Origin of the sequence: Aeribacillus sp. FSL K6-3256, from assembly GCF_037965805.1 — a bacterium.
Taxonomy (GTDB): domain Bacteria; phylum Bacillota; class Bacilli; order Bacillales; family Aeribacillaceae; genus Aeribacillus; species Aeribacillus composti.
On record NZ_CP150188.1, the window covers coordinates 2,862,860 to 2,881,660 of the forward strand.

Genomic DNA, 18,801 nt, shown 5'->3' on the forward strand with positions numbered 1-18,801 from the left:
AGTGTGAGCAGAGGCATATGATTATTTGAAATGAATTAAGAAATATTTCTTTTTGCCCCGGCGGATCACAGCAAATTGACCTTCGATGGTGTCTTTTTCAGACACAATATAATCAAGCTCCTGCACCCGTTCGCCGTTAATGTAAATCGCACCGTTTCCGATGTCTTCTCTTGCCTGCCGTTTCGATGGAGAAATTTTCGCCTGAACCAATAAATCGACTAATCCGATTTCATTTTCGGTCGTTTCATACGAAGGCACATCTTTAAAGCCTTGTTTTATTTCTTCTGCTGTTAAAGCTTTTATATTGCCGCTGAACAGCGCTTCGGAAATTTTGACTGCCTGTTTGAGTGCTTCTTCGCCATGGACAAGCTTTGTCACTTCTTCCGCTAACGCTTTTTGCGCAGACCGTTTTTCAGGAGTATTTTTCACTTCTTCTGCCAATTGTTCAATTTCTTCTTTTGATAAGAAAGTAAAATATTTTAAATATTTGATGACATCCCGGTCATCGGTATTGATCCAAAATTGATAAAATTCGTAAGGCGATGTTTTTTCTTTATCGAGCCAGATGGCTCCTCCTTCCGTTTTGCCGAATTTTGTGCCGTCGGCTTTCGTGACGAGCTGGAGTGTAAGACCGTATGCTTTCGCATTTTCTTCCGTTTTTCGAATTAGTTCAAGTCCTGACGTAATATTTCCCCATTGGTCGCTTCCGCCGATTTGCAAGCGGCAATCATAGGTTTGGTACAGCTTTAAAAAATCGTACGATTGCAAAATCATGTAGCTGAATTCCGTAAAGGAAATGCCCGTTTCAATTCTTGACTGCACGGTTTCTTTCGCCAGCATATAGTTTATGCCAAAGCTTTTGCCGATATCGCGCAAAAATGTGATGACATCCAATGGCCCGATCCAATCGTAGTTGTTGGCCAAAATGGCCGGATTCCCTTCTTTTTCAAAATCCAAAAAGCGGGAAAGCTGTTCCTTAATGCGTTCTGACCACTGCTTCACCGTTTCTTTTTCATTTAATGTTCTTTCCTGTTTTTTTCCGCTTGGATCGCCGATCAAGCCTGTTGCGCCGCCAACAAGAGCAATCGGTTGATGACCTGCCTCTTGAAATCTTTTTAACGTTAAAATCGGCAGCAAATGCCCGATATGAAGGCTGTCTGCCGTCGGGTCAAAACCGCAGTACAGCTTCACCTGTTCCTCTGACAACAATTTATCTAATCCTTCTTCATCCGTTACTTGATTAATGAGTCCGCGATATTTTAAATCTTCTAGCAAAGCATTCATCAAACCCACTCCTTTTCAAATTTTATCCAAATAAAAAACGCCCCTTCATGAAGGGACGTATAATTACGCGGTACCACCCTGCTTAAGAACATTTGCATGTTCTTCACTCATTCTGATAACGGCTAAAAACCGTCCTTTGCTACTTCACTTTCACAAAGAATGCTCATGGAGGTAATTCACAAAGCATTTATGTGCTGATTCGCACCGGCCATCAGCTCTCTGAAACAGGGAAATGCCTGCTACTTTCTCCAATCAACGCTCAAGTATTTTTTTCATTAATAAACATTTTTAGCATAATTGACATCCTTTGTCAACTAAGATTAGAACAGAGGGCGTCAACCGGAGAAAAAAATATGCTATAATAAACTAGATTTTGTAGAGGGATGATGAAAAATGGAGAAATGGTACGAATTTTTTAGGAAGGTAAGCTCCTTTTATCATAAGCACCAGCAAAAAATGGTCATTGCCTATAACGTAACATGGAACTTATTTCTTTTACTATTGGTTATCGGTTTAATAGGCTTCTCCTTTATCGGAGGATTAGGAGCTGGTTATTTTGCATCGCTTGTAAAAGATGAGCCGATCCGTTCCGAAAAAGAATTGGAAAAAGACATTTACGATTATTCTGAAACAACGAAAGTGTACTTTGCAGACAATGTCTATTTAGGGAAAATTCGCACAGATCTTGAACGTGAAAAAATCAAAATTGATCAAATTTCCGAGCATTTAAAACATGCAATTGTTGCAGTGGAGGACGAATATTTTTACGAGCATAAAGGGATTGTCCCAAAGGCGATCATGCGGGCGATTTTCCAGGAGTTCTCAAACTCTTCTGTCAGAACCGGCGGAAGCACCCTCACACAGCAATTAATTAAAAACCAAATATTGACCAACGAAGTGTCATTTGAAAGAAAAGCAAAAGAAATCCTGCTAGCATTGAGATTAGAAAAATATTTTACGAAAGATCAAATATTAGAAGCCTATTTAAATGTATCATCATTTGGACGAAACAGCTCCGGAAGAAACATTGCAGGCGTGCAGGCTGCAGCGCAGGGGATTTTTGGCATAGATGCGAAAGACTTATCGATACCGCAGGCAGCTTTTATCGCTGGTCTCCCTCAAAATCCTTTTGCTTATACACCGTTCACAAAGGACGGAGAAGTAAAAGAAGATTTACAGCCTGGTATAAACCGAATGAAAACCGTCCTAAGAAAAATGTTTGCAGAAGGATATATTACAAAAAAAGAATATGAAGAAGCACTTAAGTTTGATTTAAAGGCTCATTTAGCCAAAAAGAAAAAACCTGATATTGAGCAATATCCTTGGATTATATACGAAGTTGAAAAAAGAGTGAAGGATATACTGGCTGAGCAGCTAGCGAAAAAAGACGGTCACAAGCTGGAGGATCTCCGAAAAAATAATAAAGAGCTGTTTAATCGATACATGGCGCTGGCCGATCAAGACATGAGACAAAACGGCTACAACATTCATACGACCATTGACAAGAAAATTTATGACAAAATGCAAGAGGTTGTCAAAAACTACAAGTATTACGGAAGTCCAAAGCTTGAAAAGAAAAAAGATCCTGAAACAGGCAAGACCGTAACCATCGAGGAACCGGTTGAAGTCGGCGCTGTTTTAATCGAAAACAAAACTGGAAAAATTATCTCCTTTGTTGGCGGCCGTGATCATAACAGGGAGCAGACAAACCATGCTACAAGAGCATTAAGACCAAACGGTTCAACAATGAAACCGCTCGCTGTCTATGCACCCGCGATGGAAATGGGCATCGTCCAGCCGGGAACTGTTGTGGCAGATCTTCCATTTTCAATCGGGAAATATCAGCCGAAAAACTATGGAGGCGGCTATCACGGATTAACAAGTATTCGAACAGCATTGAAACATTCATATAACATTCCGGCGGTAAAAACCTATGCAAAAATTATTTCGCAAAATCCGGTATCCTATTTAGAAAAAATGGGATTTAGTTCACTTGCTCAAGAAGATTACAGTTCATTCTCCCTCGCTCTTGGGGCAATGACTTACGGAGTAACCGTGGAGGAAAACGTAAACGCCTTCGCAACATTTGCCAATAACGGTGAATTTGTCGACGCCTACATGATTGAAAAAATTGAAACACAAGACGGAAAAGTTATATATCAACATAACAGCAAGAAAGAGAAGGTCTTTTCCCCTCAAACAGCCTATTTAATGATTGATATGATGCGGGATGTCATTCAAAGCGGAACGGCTTCCTCTTTAAAAAGGTATCTATCATTTCAATCTGATTGGGCTGGAAAAACAGGAACTGGGCAGGATTATCGGGATGCATGGTTTGTTGCTGTAAATCCTAATGTATCCTTCGGCACATGGATCGGTTATGACACGCCGAAAAGGCTGGAAACGACCTACAAAGGTTTGACCTACAGCAATAGAAATATATTGCTTTGGGCAAAATTAATGAACGCCGCATACAGCGTCAAACCTGACTTAATAGATCCTAACACTTCCTTTAAAATGCCTAAAGGAATTGTTTCAAGATCGTATTGCGCCCTCTCTGGGGATCTGCCTTCTGAATTATGTAAGAAAGCTGGACTCGTTCAAACTGACTTGTATAACGCTAAATTTCTGCCGAATAAAGTGGATAAAAGCTTGGCGTACGGCAAATTTGTTTTAGTAGACAACGTAGCCTATCAAGTGCCGGCAAATGCACCGGCTGAATTCGTCCAGGAAGGGCCTCTGCTGAAAAAAGAAGTATTGAATAATCTTGGGATTTCAGACGTGTCCCAATTGACTAAACTTCTTCCTAGCGGAGTTAATTTAGAGGCTTTGACGTTGACCGGCAATAGGGTTCTTCAGGATAATGGCAAAGCTCCTTCTAAAGTGCCCGCTGTAAAGCTTAGCGGAACAACATTATCCTGGAGCAAAAGCGGTGAATATGATGTTATCGGGTACAGGGTTTATGCAGCTCCATCTAATTCAAATAGTTTCAAAAAAATTGCCAGTATACCTGCAAAAAATAACTTAAGCATCTCAGTCGGAAAATCTCCTGCCTCCTATTACGTCGTTGCAGTTGATGTGGCAGGAAAAGCGTCTCCTCCTTCAGCCATTGTAAAAACGGCGCAATCTGGAAAAACAGAGCCGCAGCAAAAACCGAAGCCGACGGCAAATGCAAGGCAATAGGCGAATGGAAAAGATGCATTAAACGATCAACAAAGTAGACGAAACAGAAAAAACAGCCCAGCAAAACTTGCTTTCACCCAATAAATATTTTAAAAAGGACCGCACGTGGTCCTTTTTATCTTTTACTGGCTAGTGTGACGGCAGCTTTTTTAAGAAAACATAGCTTACTTTATTGTATCGCATTTTTTCTTCATAGAAGCGGTGTGCGTCAACGCGCTGCAAGCCGGAAGATAAAGAAACAATATTATAGCCATTTTCTACAGCATATTGATGAACATACGTTAAAAGCTTTTCACCGTATCCTTTTGATCGTTCTTCAGGCAATGTCACTAAATCACAAACCCAAATGAAACGCCCGTAGTATAAAGTGATCATTGGCATAAATCCGGTGATGGCAACCATTTTATTATGATCGTAAAGAGCAACTAATTGATATCCTTCCTTTTGTTTAGCTTCAAGCACCAATTCAAGAAATGATTGTTCATCAAGATGAGTCCGCAAATGTTTCATTACTGAAAATCCTTCTAAAATTTCCTCTTTCGTTCGCAATTCTTTCAATAAAAGGGATGATTCCATAAGCTTCTCTCCTATTTCATTTTAGCGTTTATTTTATCAATCTATTATTAATGCCTGAACCGCCAATAACAAAGCCGCAAGCCTATTTACTAGACTTACGGCTTCTATTATTTTTAATCTTCCAACGTCGACAAGTCACCTGTTGGCAAGTTAAGCTCCCATGCTTTCAACACGCGGCGCATAATTTTTCCGCTTCGAGTTTTCGGCAGTTTTTCGCAAAATTCTATTTCCCGTGGCGCTGCATGTGCTGCCAGCCCTTTTTTAACAAACTGGCGAATATCCTCTTTCAAATCTTCTGATGCTTCATAGCCGCTGCGCAATGCAACGAACGCTTTAATAATTTCTCCTCGAACAGGGTCCGGCTTGCCGATAACTCCAGCTTCCGCTACAGCGGGATGTTCAACAAGCTTGCTTTCTACTTCGAACGGTCCGACCCGTTCGCCGGAAGTCATAATGACGTCATCAACCCGTCCCTGGAACCAAAAATATCCATCTTCATCCATATAAGCGGAGTCTCCAGATACATACCAGTCGCCGATAAAATAAGATTCATATTTTTCAGGATTATTCCAAATTGCTTGCATCATGGAAGGCCAGCCTTTTTTAATTGCTAGATTCCCCATTCGGTTTGGAGGCAATTCATTTCCATGATCGTCAATAATTGCTGCTTTTACGCCGGGGATCGGCTTGCCCATTGATCCAGGCCGGATATCCATACACGGATAGTTGCAAATAAGATGCCCGCCTGTTTCCGTCATCCACCAAGTATCATGAATGCGCTTATTAAATACTTTCATTCCCCAGCGAATAACTTCAGGATTTAAAGGTTCTCCGACACTTAAAATATGGCGCAGAGAGCTTAAATTATATTTTTTCACCAATTCGTCTCCTGCACTCATCAGCATCCGAAACGCTGTTGGAGCGCTGTACCAGACAGTGACACCGTATTTTTCGATTGTTTCATACCAATAATCAGGGCTGAATCTGCCTCCAACAATAACATTTGTAACACCTAGGAGCCACGGACCAAAAATACCATAAACTGTTCCGGTCACCCATCCAGGGTCTGCCGTACACCAATAAATATCTTCTTCCTTCAAGTCAAGAACCCATTTTGCTGTTTGATAATGCTGAATCATCGCATTATGGACATGGAGAACGCCTTTCGGTTTTCCTGTTGATCCGGAAGTATAATGCAAAAGAAGTCCGTCTCTCCGATCCACCCATTCAATTTCCAAATCTTTGCTTGCATTTTCAAAATGAGCAAAGAAATCGATTATTTTTCCTTCTTCTTTTACATCTTCTCCTACAACCACCACATGTTTGAGCGCAGGCAATTCATCAATTGGAACTCTTGGCAGCAGCTCTTTTGTTGTTACAATCACTTTTGCTTCACTATCTTCCAAACGATCCTTTACCGCGCTCTCCATAAACGCTTCAAATAAAGGACCTACAATAGCTCCCAGTTTAATTGCGCCCAAAATGACAAAATAAAGCTCTGGACTTCTAGGCATAAATACGAAAACCCGATCACCTTTTTGAAGGTCGGTATGCTGTTTTAAAACATTCGCAGCTTTATTGGAGAGCTCTTTCATCTCTTCAAACGTATACTTTTCGTCACGATTCGCATCGCGATAATAAAGTGCGACTTTATTTTTTTTGGCCCCATCTGCATGACGGTCAATCGCCTCATAAGCCGCATTGATTTTCCCAGTTTTACTCCATGAAAAATTCTCCTCTACTTCTTTCCAGTCAAAGCTTGCATATGCTTCCTCATAGTTTGCTAAGTTGTGGTTTCCTTTTATTGCTGGTAGCGCTTCCACTTTCATCGAAGTACCCCCCTAAAAATTAGTATATTTGTTTATCATTATATAACTTTTTATTCCATTTCGCAATTTTGTAAAAATTTTTTACAAAACAAATCCGATTATGTTCGACAATTCCTGTATAATATGAATAGGTTATTAGATTGGTAGGCGGTGTAATGAATGGAACATAAAAAAACATATCATGCCAAAGAAATTGAAACTCCAAATGGAACGGTGATTGTCGAAGGGCCAATTCCCCCCGATAAACTGGCAGGCTATAAATTTCATGAGGATTTAACAGCTTTCCGTCCTGCACCAAGGCAGCACAAAGCGCTTGTAGAAATTGCCAAGCTTCCTGAAGGACGGATTATTATTGCCAGAAAAGGCGAAACAATCATCGGGTATGTTACATTTTTATACCCTGATCCTCTAGAACGATGGTCTGAAGGAAAGATGGAAAATTTAATTGAGCTAGGAGCCATTGAAGTGATTCCAGAATTTCGCGGATGTGAAATTGGAAAAAATTTATTGATTGTTTCGATGATGGATGATGCAATGGAAGATTACATCATTATTACAACGGAATATTATTGGCATTGGGATTTAAAGGGAACTGGCTTAAATGTTTGGGAGTATAGAAAAATGATGGAAAAAATGATGAATGCAGGCGGTCTTGAATGGTATGCAACAGATGATCCAGAAATTTGCTCTCATCCTGCAAACTGTTTAATGGTTCGTATTGGAAAAAGAGTAGATAACGAATCGATTCAGAAATTCGACCAATTAAGGTTTACAAACAGATTTTTGTATTAATCGCCATGCTATTCTTGGAAAGGGGATGGATAACATGATTATTGAAAAAATCATGCAAAAAAACGTACTCACGCTTTCTCCGGATCACTCGATCCAAGATGCTTTAAACTTAATTAAAAAAGCTAGAATCAAGCATATTCCGATCATCAGCGAAGAGAATACCCTTATTGGCATTATATCAGACAGAGATATTCGCGATGCTGCTCCCTCTATATTAAGTAAAAATGAAAAATTGGATGCGCTTTTAAACAAGCCAGTTAAAAACATTATGAAAACCGATGTCATAACCGGACACCCTCTTGATTTTGTTGAAGATGCTGCTACGATTTTTTATGAGCATAAAATCAGCTGCCTCCCCATTACTACAAATGGAAAGCTTGTCGGAATTATTACCAAAACAGATGTTTTGAATACGTTTGTAAAGTTGACTGGAGCCCATCAGCCCAGCTCCCGCATTGAAGTAAGAGTTCCCAATATAACCGGAATGCTTTCAGAAGTCGCAACAGTATTTCATAAAGGAAAAGTAAACATTTCCAGCGTTTTTGTGTATCCGGAAGAAAACGAAAAATTCAAAACACTAGTTTTTCGGGTGCAGACGATGAATCCAATGGGGCTTATTACTGAGCTTGAGAAAAAAGGTTATACCGTTGTATGGCCTCATATGATGGGGGAATAACATGAAAGACAGCGTGTTTATTTATTCCCCTTTATTTTTAAATTATAAATTTAGTAATAAGCACCCATTCAACCAGCTGCGAGTAGAATTAACAGTTGATTTGCTAAAAAAATTGAAAGCGCTTGAAGATGATGAAATAGTTGAACCAAGATTTGCAACAGATGAGGAGCTGGAGCTTATTCATGATGCCGGCTATATTCGTGCAGTAAAACAGGCAGGGGAAGGAAAGCTGTCTGAGCATGAAGCTTTAAACTACGGACTTGGTACGGAAGATACACCTATTTTTCAAAACATGCATCAGGCCAGTTCTCTTATTGTTGGCGCGACATTAACAGCAGTTGATCATGTCATGATGGAAAAATCGAAGCATGCCTTAAATTTAGGCGGAGGTCTTCATCACGGCTTCAGGGGGAAAGCGTCTGGATTTTGTATATATAATGACAGCGCAGTGGCGATTAAATATATTATCGAAAAATATGGGGCAAGGGTGCTGTACATTGACACGGATGCGCATCACGGAGATGGTGTTCAATGGTCGTTTTATGATGAGCCAAACGTTTGTACACTATCTATTCATGAAACTGGGCGATATTTATTTCCTGGGACAGGAACAGTTCATGAGCGGGGACAAGGTTCTGGATACGGTTTTGCCTTTAATATTCCGTTAGATGCATTTACCGAAGATGAATCATGGCTAAAAGTTTACAAAGAGGCCGTTACAGAAGTTGCAGAGTACTTTAAGCCTGATGTCATCGTCACTCAAAACGGAGCTGATGCCCACTATTTTGATCCACTAACTCATCTTCACGCCAGCATCAATATTTACCGGGAAATTCCGAAGCTTGCACATGAAATTGCCCATAGCTACTGCGATGGAAAATGGATAGCTGTCGGCGGAGGAGGCTACGATATTTGGCGGGTTGTTCCAAGAGCTTGGTCGCTCATTTGGCTGGAGATGAAAAATTTAAGCTGCAAAGCACAAGGGGCTCTTCCGAAAGAATGGCTGGAAAAATGGCAGGAGAAATCTCCCGTTGAATTAATCCCAACATGGGAAGATCCCGATCCGTTATATCAACCGATTCCAAGGAAAAAAGAAATTGAAGAAAAAAACAATCACACTCTTGAATTGGCTCTGCAATTCATCCGGCAGCAAAGGGAATATAATGCAAAAAAAAATGTTAACGGCCAAACTTTTTAAAAAAGCTTGGCCGTTTTTTCTTCAGCTTAAAAAGATTATGATTTTGTCGATTGCCGAATTTCAATACGATGCGGGAGTTCAACAATATGATTATCTACTTCCTCTTTGTTCATCAATTTTGTTAACAGGCGCATCGCAACCGCACCGATATCGTAAGACGGTTGGACAACGGTTGTTAATCGCGGACGAACCATAGTCGCCAAACGAGTATTGTCAAAGCCGATGACATCAAAATCTTTCGGAATTTCATAGCCTTTATCTTGAGCGGCATGAATCACGCCCAATGCCATTTCGTCCGTTCCAACAAAGATTGCAGTCGGTTTTGGCGACAGCTCCAACACTTTGTCAAATGCTTCAATCCCGGATTCGTAGGAATAATCTCCTTCTACTACAAATTGTTCATCGTATTTGATCCCTGCCTCTTCAAGTGCACGTATGTATCCTTTAAGTTTTTTCACTTTATTCACAGGCTCTTCCATCGGCCCGGATACATAGGCAATATGTTTGTGTCCTTTATCGATTAAAAACTTAACCGCATCATAGGCTGCCTGTTCATAATTGATATTAACAGAAGGCAGTTCATTGTTTTCATCAAAAGTTGATGCAAGCACAATAGGAACCGGTGAACGTTTAAATTCTTCCACATGCTCCTCTGTAATATTGCCGCTCATAAATACAATTCCATCCACTTGTTTCCCTAAAAGGGTGTTAAGCAAATGCAATTCTTTTTCTTTATTTTGGTCAGAATTGCTTAAAATAATATTATATTTATACATCGTTGCGATGTCTTCAATCCCGCGAGCCAATTCTGAATAAAATGTGCTTGATACATCCGGTATAACAACACCTACAGTCGTCGTCTTTTTGCTAGCCAGCCCTCTTGCGACAGCATTTGGCCGATAGCCGAGACGCTCAATCGCTTCCAATACTTTCTTTCTAGTTGTCGGCTTTACATTCGGGTTGCCGTTTACAACTCGTGAAACTGTCGCCATTGAAACGTTCGCTTCACGTGCAACATCATATATCGTCACATTATTCATGATCAACACTCCTCATCTAAATGATCTATATCAAATAAATAACAGTCTCTTCCGTATAACTCTTATCATACGATACAAAGCATTCGTCCGCAATGTGCTTGGCGTGTTTTCTTATATTTTTACCTTTTTCGTTAAAAAAATATGTTCATTAAAGTATATCCTTCATTAAATAATGTAAACGATCTACGCAAAAAAAGGAACCTTAAAAGGCTCCTTTTTTAAAAAATAGACGATATTCAATTAGGCATTTACTTTCGCTAATGGTCTTAATTCAGAAATAAACTGATTGAATTGCTCAATATTCATTTGCTGCGCAGAATCTGACAAAGCTACTTCCGGATCCGGATGAACTTCAGCCATAATACCGTCTGCCCCAATAGCAAGAGCAGCTTTTGCAGCAGGAATTAGAAGGTCTTTCCGGCCTGTTGAATGAGTGACATCAACTAATACAGGCAAATGTGTTTCCTGTTTTAAAATCGGAACTGCTGTAATGTCCAGCGTGTTTCTTGTAGCGCGTTCATACGTGCGAATTCCGCGTTCACAAAGAATGATTTGATCGTTACCTCGAGAAATAATGTATTCCGCAGCATTCATAAATTCTGATAACGTTGCAGAAAGACCGCGTTTTAACAATACAGGCTTGCGAACAGATCCTGCTGCTTTTAACAATTCAAAGTTTTGCATGTTCCGTGCCCCGATTTGGATGACATCGATGTAATCAAGGGCCACATCAATATCTTGAGGCGACACAATTTCACTAATAACTGCCATATCAAACTCATCAGCAATTCTTTTTAAAATTTTTAAGCCTTCAATACCTAAACCTTGGAAATCATATGGTGATGTTCTAGGTTTAAATGCACCGCCTCTTAGCAGCTTCAAGCCTTGTTTCTTCGCTGCTTCCGCAACAGCAGCTACTTGCTCATAGCTTTCTACCGCACAAGGACCGACAACAAAGTATTGACTGCCATCCCCGATTTTTTCGCCTTTGACGTCAACGATTGTATTCTCTTTCTTTTTCTTTCTTGATACTAACAATGCTTTGCGATGATCGTCCTCTTGAAGCTCTAATGCCGCTTTAAATATTTCCTTAAAAATATGCTGTAAAGTGGAATCTTCAAATGGACCATTATTATGTTCTTTTATTAAATCGAGCATTTTTCGTTCACGGACAGGATCATATCGGTTAACTCCTTGCGCTTCTTTCGCTTTCCCAATTTCTTGAACAAGCTTGCCTCGCTCGTTAATTAATTTTAAAATTTGCAAATTGATTTCATCAACCCGTTCCCTAAGCGCTTCTAATTCTGTATTGCTCATTTTTTCCACCCTTTCACATCCGTCAAAATTTTAAGCATTTGATTTTAATTAGGGTTTATTATAAACCATATTCCTTGAAATGTCACTAAAAATTTCTTTATCGATTAAACGCTTTTAAGCGGTAAAGCGTTTATTTTTTTCAAAATATTTTCTTCAGTTCTTCACAAGTCATTTTCCAATGATCATCATGCCAGATAAAATTATTATACAATATTTGGGGGATTTATGTTTATTTTATGTTATGTTTCAGTTATGGAATCGGACAATTCTTGTACATGTAAACTAAATGATTAGGGCTTTGGCAATCAGCAGCAAAAGCTTAAAATTCTTGAAAACCTTGCCGGCTGATGGACTTGTAACACTGTTCGAAAAATATTCCCCATGAAAATTTTCACGCTTTTTTCCTCTATTCGCTGCCTATTTTCCTGTAAACGAAAATCATCGGCTTGTTTGCCGATGATGATTGTCTTGCCAAACCTATGACTTTGTTTCTTTATTGTTTTCGCTTTGAAGCTCTTCATCTAAGGCTTGTGAAGTGTCAGTCAAATTTTCTGTTTTCTGACTTTGTTCGTCGTCAAGCTCGGTGTCAGCGGAATCTGAAGGATTTTCTTTTTCAGAAATTTCATTTTCATTGCTTCGTTCCTTTATTTTTTTTACCAAGCCCTCAGACTGCTCTTGGATTTTCTGTTGAATATTTTGTGATTTTTCTTTTGCCAAGCTGATAAACTGTACTCCTTTTTCATATGCTTCGCTTGTAATTTTTGATGTTTTTTCCTTCACTTTTCCCGCCTGATCATTAAAATTTTCGCGAAGCTCTTTTCCTGACTTTGGCGTAAGCAATAATGCGGAAGCTGCCCCAACAACAGCGCCTATAATAGAACCTATTATGAACCCTTTTTTATTCGTGCTTTTTTTTGACATGTTTGCGCCTCCTGTTTTTTAAGTAAAATTAATTAATCAGTTTGCTTCTTTGATCGTTTTCTCTGCTTTACTTTATCAATCAATTCCATCACAGCATTTGTCCACTGGATGGCTTGAGCAACTTTTTCTTCATTTTTTTCCAATTGTCCAGTTACACTCGCTGAAACTTTTTTCATAGACCGATTAAATTGTTGAATGGATGTTCCGATCTCTTTTACGGCATCCACCACTGAGTTGACCTTCTCAGATTTTTTCTGAATGTCTTCCGCCAATTGGTTTGTTTTATGAAGCAAATCTGTTGTTTCTTTTGTAATGCCCTCCACCTGCTTTTCAAGGCCCGCAAGCGTCCCGGCTACTTGATCGAGTGTAATGCGCAGAGATTTTAATGTTTTGGCTAAATAAACAACTAACACTGTAAAAGCTACGGCTATTAGCGCAATGCTTGCATATAATATGAATTCCAACTGCTGCACCTCCAAGTAAAACCAATAATACAATTCCCTAATTTTTCGGAATGCAAACATAAAATCTGCAATCATTTATCTATTCGACATTTTGTCAATTGAATCCTTTCGATCATATCAAAAATAGAACAAGTTTTAAATCCAATCAGGAAACGCTACAATATTATTGTATAACGAAAAAAAAGGAGGCCGGCAAGTTGAAAGATCCAAGAATCAAAAAATTGGCAAAAATTTTAATTCATTATTCATGCCAACTGCAAAAAGGCGAAAAAGTGCTTATTGAAAACTTTGGTCTTGAGAAGGAGCTTGTGATTGCTCTCATCCGCGAGGCTTACAAAGCTGGCGGGCATCCGTTTGTTTCCATTAAAGATCATCAAATAAACCGAGCTTTATTGCTTGGAGGACAAGAAGAACAATTCGAAATGATGGCTGATTTCGAAGCAAATGTCATGAAAGAAATGGACGCATACATAGGCCTCAGATCAGGCAAAAACATTAATGAATTTGCTGACGTTCCAGAAGAAAAAATGAAGCTGGAAGGCAGAACAATCGGGCAAAAGGTGCATCGTGAAATCCGCGTTCCGAAAACAAAATGGGTGGTTCTCAGATACCCGAATGAATCCATGGCACAGCTTGCAAAAATGAGCACAGAAGCGTTTGAAGACTTTTATTTTAATGTCTGCACTCTTGATTACGAAAAAATGGATAAAGCGATGGATGCGCTTGTTGAACTGATGAACAAAACTGACAAAGTACATATTAAAGGTCCTGGCACTGATCTGACTTTTTCAATCAAAGATATTCCTGCGATTAAATGTGCAGGACGCATGAATATTCCTGACGGTGAAGTATTTACAGCGCCTGTTAAAAATTCTGTGAACGGCACCATTACGTTTAATACGCCTTCTCCGTACCAAGGATTTACATTTGAAAATGTTCGGTTAACATTTAAAGACGGAAAAATCATTGATGCGTCAGCTAATGATACAAAACGATTAAACAGCATTTTGGATACAGATGAAGGAGCAAGATATATCGGTGAATTCGCCATCGGTGTCAATCCATATATCCTTCACCCGATGCAGGACATTCTGTTTGACGAAAAAATCGCTGGAAGCTTCCACTTTACGCCAGGGCAATGCTACGATGAAGCGTATAATGGCAACCATTCCAATATCCACTGGGATTTGGTCGTCATTCAGCGTCCGGAATATGGAGGCGGAGAAATTTATTTTGACGACGTATTGATCCGAAAAGACGGACTGTTTGTCATTCCGGAATTGGAGCAGCTAAATCCTGAGAATTTAAAATAGTGCATTCTTCGCTATAAAAACAAAACGACTGTAACATTTTTTGTTACAGTCGTTTTGTTTTAAACACACAGCTTTTCATAGGCATCTTGATATTTTTGAATATCTCCTGCACCCATGAATAAAATAACGCTGCTTTCATGCTTTTTCAAAACTTTAATGTTCGTCTCATCGATTAACTCTGAATGTTCAATTTGCGCCTGCAAATCTTTTATCGTGAGGTTCCCTATGTTTTCACGGGCAGAGCCAAAAATTTCGCATAAGTATACTTTGTCGGCGCTTTTTAAACTATCCGCAAACTCATTAAGAAATGACTGTGTTCTTGAAAAGGTATGAGGCTGAAAAACAGCAACAATTTCCCGGTCAGGATATTTTTGCCGCGCAGCTTCAATTGTTGCTTTTATTTCCGTAGGATGATGGGCGTAATCGTCAATCAGCACTTGTCCTCCGAAATTTTTGGCGCTGAATCTTCTTTTTACGCCTTTAAACGTTTTGACGCGCTCCTGAATAACATCAATTCCAATATTTTCGTATTGGCATAACGTAATAACCGCCAGCGCATTTAGAACGTTGTGATCCCCGAATGCAGGAATTTCAAACGTGCCGTAAAACGTATTCCGAATATATACATCAAATACAGTTCCCGTTGTGCTTTTCACCACATTTCTCGCTTGAAAATCGTTTTCCTCATGAAAACCGTAATATAATACCGGAACTTTCGCTTGTATTTCCTGTAAACGCTCATCATCTCCGCAAGCGATAATTCCTTTTTTCACTTGTAAAGCCATTTGCTGAAATGCTGAAAAAACATCATCCAGATCACGATAATAATCAGGGTGGTCAAAATCAATGTTCGTCATAATCGCATAATCCGGATGATAGGATAGAAAATGGCGCCGGTATTCACATGCTTCAAAGACAAAATATTTGCTGTTTTGAACTCCTTTTCCCGTTCCGTCTCCAATCAAGTATGAGGTAGGAAAAGCACCTTGCATAACATGAGACAGCAAACCGGTTGTAGATGTTTTACCGTGCACGCCAGTTACCGCTATGCTTGTGAATTTGTTCATCAATTCCCCTAAAAATTTGTGATAGCGGTAAACCGGCAATTGAAGTCTCTTTGCTTCTTCAATCTCCTCGTGTGTATCTGGAAAAGCATTACCAGCTATTACAGTTAAACCAGGGTGAATGTTATTTTTCGAAAAAGGAAATATTTGAATTCCCCGTTCCTCCAAGCCTTTTTGTGTAAAAATATATTTTTCAATATCAGATCCTTGTACATTTTCATTCATATCATGAAGGATTTGAGCTAAAGCACTCATCCCTGTTCCTTTTATGCCAACAAAATGATAAGCAGTCATATAAGAACCTCCAACAATCGTCTATCTGTAAAATAATATATGACGAATGACTAGTTTTGCAACTATAATATTTATTTCCTGCAAGCTTCATAACGCAATATTGTATACTTTTAGTGTTTCCTAATTGAAAGCAACGTATATCGTTTTAAATCGGCATTGCCAAAATCAGCCCAACATTTTAATAATATCATGTTCAGTACATCTCAACTACTCTCTTTTATTGTTTTCAATTGTTCTTCTGACACTAGCACGTCTCGCGGCTTGCTTCCTTTCGGCGGGGAAATGATCCCTTGCTCCTCCATTAAATCAATCAATCTGGCCGCTCTATTATAACCGATTCGAAAACGGCGTTGAAGGCTTGAAGCCGAAGCATGCCCCTGCTCTACAACAAACTCGCAGGCTTCATAAAAAAGATCATCTTCTTCTGCTTGGAAATTTGTTTTCGCAAGCAATTCCTCTTGTTTAAACAAATAATTGGGAGCCATCTGGTTTTTTACATGGTGAACGACGCGATCAATTTCATCATCAGAAACAAAAGTTCCTTGAACTCTTACCGGTTTTGCAGAACCGTTTTCTAAAAACAGCATGTCTCCTCTTCCTAGGAGTCTTTCTGCACCGGAAGTATCAAGAATCGTTCTTGAATCTATTTGCGATGATACGGAAAATGCTATTCTTGTAGGAATATTCGCCTTTATTAAACCGGTTATAACATCAACAGACGGTCTTTGTGTGGCAATTAATAAATGGATGCCGCAAGCTCTCGCTTTTTGGGCAATCCGGCAAATCGCCTCCTCCACATCGTTCGGCGAAACCATCATTAAATCAGCGAGCTCGTCAATCACAATCACGATGTACGGCAATCGTTTCTCCTTTTCCTTGTCGCCGACTCGTTCATTAAATTTCTCGATATCTCGAACGCCTACATGGGCAAATAATTCATACCTTCTTTCCATTTCATCTACCGCCCATTTCAGTGCAGCAGTAGCTGCTTTTACATCCGTAATAACAGGGCTGACGAGATGAGGTATGCGGTTATACGGTGCAAGCTCCACCATTTTTGGATCAATGAGGAGCATTTTCACATCATTTGGAGTTGCTTTATAGAGCAGGCTGACTAAAATCGTATTGATACAAACGCTTTTTCCTGACCCTGTAGCTCCCGCAATCAAACCATGCGGCATTTTTTTCAAATCCGTCACAATCGGCTCCCCTGAAATGCTGAGGCCCAGAGCAACCGTTAACGGAGAGCGGTTGGCTTGAAAAGCTTTCGACCGTAAAATCTCTCTTAAAAAAACCGTTTTGCTTTTCCGGTTTGGCACCTCAATCCCTATTGTGTTTTTCCCCGGTATCGGAGCCTCAATCCGGATGTCTTTTGCAGACAAGCTTAATTTAATATCGTCTATCAAGTTAGTTATCTTGCTCACTTTTACGCCGGGTTCAGGGTGAACCTCAAACCTCGTGACGGAAGGTCCTTGTGACACATTGACCACTTTTGCATTGACATGAAAATTTTGCAGCGTAAGATCGAGCAAATTCTTTTGCTTTTCTATCCACTGATCATCCGCTTCTTCCTCAAACGGCTGAACGTTCAGGAGGGTGAGCGGCGGAAACAAATAATTTTGCCGTTTTTCCTTTACTTCAAGCTTTCGTTTATCTTGTCCAAACATAATGACATTATATGGAATAATTGTCTTTTCGTTTTGATTTGATGAAAGCTTTCCTCTGGAAACAGGCTTTCGTCTGTCATCGAACTTTTTCTCTAAATGCTTTGGATCCGCTTCCTGTTTTAGGCTCGTCTCCTGTTTTGGACCTTCCTCCTGATTTAGATCTGTTCCTTGTTTTAGATCTGTCTCCTGTTTTAGATTCGTCCCCTGCTTTAGAACTGTCTCTTGTTTTAGATCCGTCTCCTGATTTAGACCTGTCCACTGTTTTAGATTCGTCTCTTGCTTTGATCCCGTCTCCTGGTTTAGATCCGTCCACTGTTTTAGATTCGTTTCTTGCTTTGATTCCATCTCCTGGTTTAGATCCGTCCACTGTTTTAGATTCGTCTCTTGCTTTGATTCCGTCTCCTGGTTTAGACCTGTCCACTGTTTTAGATTCGTCTCTTGCTTTGAATCCATCTCCAGCTTTGAAGCCTCGACCGATTGAGCTTCCTCAGCTTCCCGCTGTTTATCCTCCGAAGGCGGTACTGTTATTTCAAAATATGAATCCTCAGCTTCGTGATCTTGTGTTTTTGATATTTCTTTTTCATAATCGTTTTCATATTCTATCATTTCATTTATTTCTATTTCTTCTGCTGCAGCAAACTCCCTTTGCACTTCTTTTTGTTTTTCCAGATCATTGACGAAAATATCATGTACGTCTATGTCCGTCTGTTGCTGATATTGCTCTTCAATTTTTTTGAAAAATAAATCATCTCTATTCCTTGGTCCAAATCCAAAAATCGGTGAAGGGATTTCCGTTGGCTGAAAAGATTTTCTTTCCTTTTGTGCGCCTTGTGCACTATTCAGTCGAGACTGCTTGCGTTCAGAAGATGTTTTTGCTTTTGATTTTGCCGCATCCGCTGGGCGTCTCGTTTCTCGCAATGTTTCATCATCGGATATTAGCGGAAACCGAAAGTTTCCTTTCGGATATTGATATGTAACTCTAGCTTGCATCTCTAATCTATCGTCAGTTAATGATTGATCTTTTATTTTTTCAGTAGAATTGTTTTTATCTATCTTTCTTTCATATTCTTCTTCCTGATTATCGAAAAACAACCGCAACAGTTTTGACAACCAGCTCATCTATGATCACTCTTTCATTCATACTAATCTCATCCTATATTTTATCAATAAAAATACTTTTTGG

14 protein-coding genes and 1 other annotated feature are annotated in these 18,801 nt (G+C 39.5%); of the genes, 5 read left to right on the plus strand and 9 right to left on the minus strand.

Going from position 1 to position 18,801, the window contains the following annotated elements:
* Positions 1-21 precede the first annotated feature (21 nt).
* Positions 22-1,284: a tyrosine--tRNA ligase gene (gene tyrS / locus NSQ84_RS13775; RefSeq protein WP_327873344.1), complete on the minus strand. Its 1,263-nt coding sequence runs from the start codon at positions 1,282-1,284 to the stop codon at positions 22-24.
* A 48-nt stretch (positions 1,285-1,332) separates the two neighbouring features.
* Positions 1,333-1,549, minus strand: a binding site (T-box leader).
* A gap of 128 nt (positions 1,550-1,677) precedes the next feature.
* Between tyrS and NSQ84_RS13780 the strand changes: the two genes are divergently transcribed.
* Positions 1,678-4,467, plus strand: a complete 2,790-nt coding sequence (locus tag NSQ84_RS13780; protein WP_327873345.1) for a transglycosylase domain-containing protein — start codon at positions 1,678-1,680, stop codon at positions 4,465-4,467.
* A gap of 129 nt (positions 4,468-4,596) precedes the next feature.
* On the opposite strand, the gene NSQ84_RS13785 is transcribed toward NSQ84_RS13780, so the two are convergent.
* The gene (locus NSQ84_RS13785; protein ID WP_094244649.1) at positions 4,597-5,043 is read right to left on the minus strand and encodes a GNAT family N-acetyltransferase; all 447 of its coding nucleotides are present in this window, start codon (positions 5,041-5,043) and stop codon (positions 4,597-4,599) included.
* A gap of 113 nt (positions 5,044-5,156) precedes the next feature.
* A complete protein-coding gene (gene acsA, locus NSQ84_RS13790; RefSeq protein ID WP_063387341.1) occupies positions 5,157-6,872 on the minus strand; it encodes an acetate--CoA ligase in 1,716 nt (571 codons plus the stop codon).
* A 159-nt stretch (positions 6,873-7,031) separates the two neighbouring features.
* On the opposite strand from acsA, the gene NSQ84_RS13795 reads away from it, so the two are divergent.
* The 3 genes from NSQ84_RS13795 to NSQ84_RS13805 are packed head-to-tail and all read left to right on the plus strand — an operon-like array spanning position 7,032 to position 9,538.
* Complete coding sequence (locus NSQ84_RS13795) at positions 7,032-7,664, plus strand: GNAT family N-acetyltransferase (RefSeq protein ID WP_063387340.1); 633 nt, start codon at positions 7,032-7,034, stop codon at positions 7,662-7,664.
* A 34-nt stretch (positions 7,665-7,698) separates the two neighbouring features.
* The gene (locus NSQ84_RS13800; RefSeq protein ID WP_063387339.1) at positions 7,699-8,340 is read left to right on the plus strand and encodes an acetoin utilization AcuB family protein; all 642 of its coding nucleotides are present in this window, start codon (positions 7,699-7,701) and stop codon (positions 8,338-8,340) included.
* Between the two features lies 1 nt (position 8,341).
* Positions 8,342-9,538 (plus strand): acetoin utilization protein AcuC, encoded by a 1,197-nt coding sequence (locus NSQ84_RS13805; protein ID WP_063387338.1) that lies wholly within the window; start codon positions 8,342-8,344, stop codon positions 9,536-9,538.
* A 35-nt stretch (positions 9,539-9,573) separates the two neighbouring features.
* Here the strand turns inward: NSQ84_RS13805 and ccpA are convergent, their stop codons facing one another.
* From ccpA to NSQ84_RS13825, 4 genes are all read right to left on the minus strand, one after another.
* Complete coding sequence (ccpA, locus tag NSQ84_RS13810; RefSeq protein WP_066248881.1) at positions 9,574-10,578, minus strand: catabolite control protein A; 1,005 nt, start codon at positions 10,576-10,578, stop codon at positions 9,574-9,576.
* A gap of 240 nt (positions 10,579-10,818) precedes the next feature.
* On the minus strand, positions 10,819-11,895 hold the full coding sequence (locus tag NSQ84_RS13815) for a bifunctional 3-deoxy-7-phosphoheptulonate synthase/chorismate mutase (RefSeq protein WP_063387336.1): 1,077 nt from the start codon (positions 11,893-11,895) through the stop codon (positions 10,819-10,821).
* Positions 11,896-12,372: 477 nt separating this feature from the next.
* Entirely contained in the window at positions 12,373-12,816 is a 444-nt protein-coding gene (locus tag NSQ84_RS13820; RefSeq protein ID WP_311066406.1) for a YtxH domain-containing protein, read from the minus strand.
* Positions 12,817-12,848: 32 nt separating this feature from the next.
* Complete coding sequence (locus NSQ84_RS13825; protein ID WP_063387334.1) at positions 12,849-13,280, minus strand: DUF948 domain-containing protein; 432 nt, start codon at positions 13,278-13,280, stop codon at positions 12,849-12,851.
* Positions 13,281-13,477: 197 nt separating this feature from the next.
* Between NSQ84_RS13825 and NSQ84_RS13830 the strand changes: the two genes are divergently transcribed.
* Entirely contained in the window at positions 13,478-14,593 is a 1,116-nt protein-coding gene (locus NSQ84_RS13830) for an aminopeptidase (RefSeq protein ID WP_311066407.1), read from the plus strand.
* 59 nt (positions 14,594-14,652) lie between these two features.
* Here NSQ84_RS13830 and murC read toward each other — a convergent pair whose 3' ends face one another.
* Both murC and NSQ84_RS13840 read right to left on the minus strand, forming a co-directional pair.
* Positions 14,653-15,951, minus strand: coding sequence for a UDP-N-acetylmuramate--L-alanine ligase (murC, locus tag NSQ84_RS13835; RefSeq protein WP_063387332.1), 1,299 nt, complete (start codon positions 15,949-15,951; stop codon positions 14,653-14,655).
* Positions 15,952-16,154: 203 nt separating this feature from the next.
* Positions 16,155-18,737, minus strand: a complete 2,583-nt coding sequence (locus NSQ84_RS13840) for a DNA translocase FtsK (protein WP_339211997.1) — start codon at positions 18,735-18,737, stop codon at positions 16,155-16,157.
* Between the last annotated feature and the right edge of the window lie 64 nt (positions 18,738-18,801).

What these genes read in the sequence shown, in the direction of transcription:
- tyrS (WP_327873344.1), bottom strand. Translation starts at nt 1,284, where the DNA reads ATGAATGCTTTGCTAGAAGATTTAAAATATCGCGGACTCATTAATCAA.
- NSQ84_RS13780 (WP_327873345.1), top strand. Translation starts at nt 1,678, where the DNA reads ATGGAGAAATGGTACGAATTTTTTAGGAAGGTAAGCTCCTTTTATCAT.
- NSQ84_RS13785 (WP_094244649.1), bottom strand. Translation starts at nt 5,043, where the DNA reads ATGGAATCATCCCTTTTATTGAAAGAATTGCGAACGAAAGAGGAAATT.
- acsA (WP_063387341.1), bottom strand. Translation starts at nt 6,872, where the DNA reads ATGAAAGTGGAAGCGCTACCAGCAATAAAAGGAAACCACAACTTAGCA.
- NSQ84_RS13795 (WP_063387340.1), top strand. Translation starts at nt 7,032, where the DNA reads ATGGAACATAAAAAAACATATCATGCCAAAGAAATTGAAACTCCAAAT.
- NSQ84_RS13800 (WP_063387339.1), top strand. Translation starts at nt 7,699, where the DNA reads ATGATTATTGAAAAAATCATGCAAAAAAACGTACTCACGCTTTCTCCG.
- NSQ84_RS13805 (WP_063387338.1), top strand. Translation starts at nt 8,342, where the DNA reads ATGAAAGACAGCGTGTTTATTTATTCCCCTTTATTTTTAAATTATAAA.
- ccpA (WP_066248881.1), bottom strand. Translation starts at nt 10,578, where the DNA reads ATGAATAATGTGACGATATATGATGTTGCACGTGAAGCGAACGTTTCA.
- NSQ84_RS13815 (WP_063387336.1), bottom strand. Translation starts at nt 11,895, where the DNA reads ATGAGCAATACAGAATTAGAAGCGCTTAGGGAACGGGTTGATGAAATC.
- NSQ84_RS13820 (WP_311066406.1), bottom strand. Translation starts at nt 12,816, where the DNA reads ATGTCAAAAAAAAGCACGAATAAAAAAGGGTTCATAATAGGTTCTATT.
- murC (WP_063387332.1), bottom strand. Translation starts at nt 15,951, where the DNA reads ATGACTGCTTATCATTTTGTTGGCATAAAAGGAACAGGGATGAGTGCT.
- NSQ84_RS13840 (WP_339211997.1), bottom strand. Translation starts at nt 18,737, where the DNA reads ATGAGCTGGTTGTCAAAACTGTTGCGGTTGTTTTTCGATAATCAGGAA.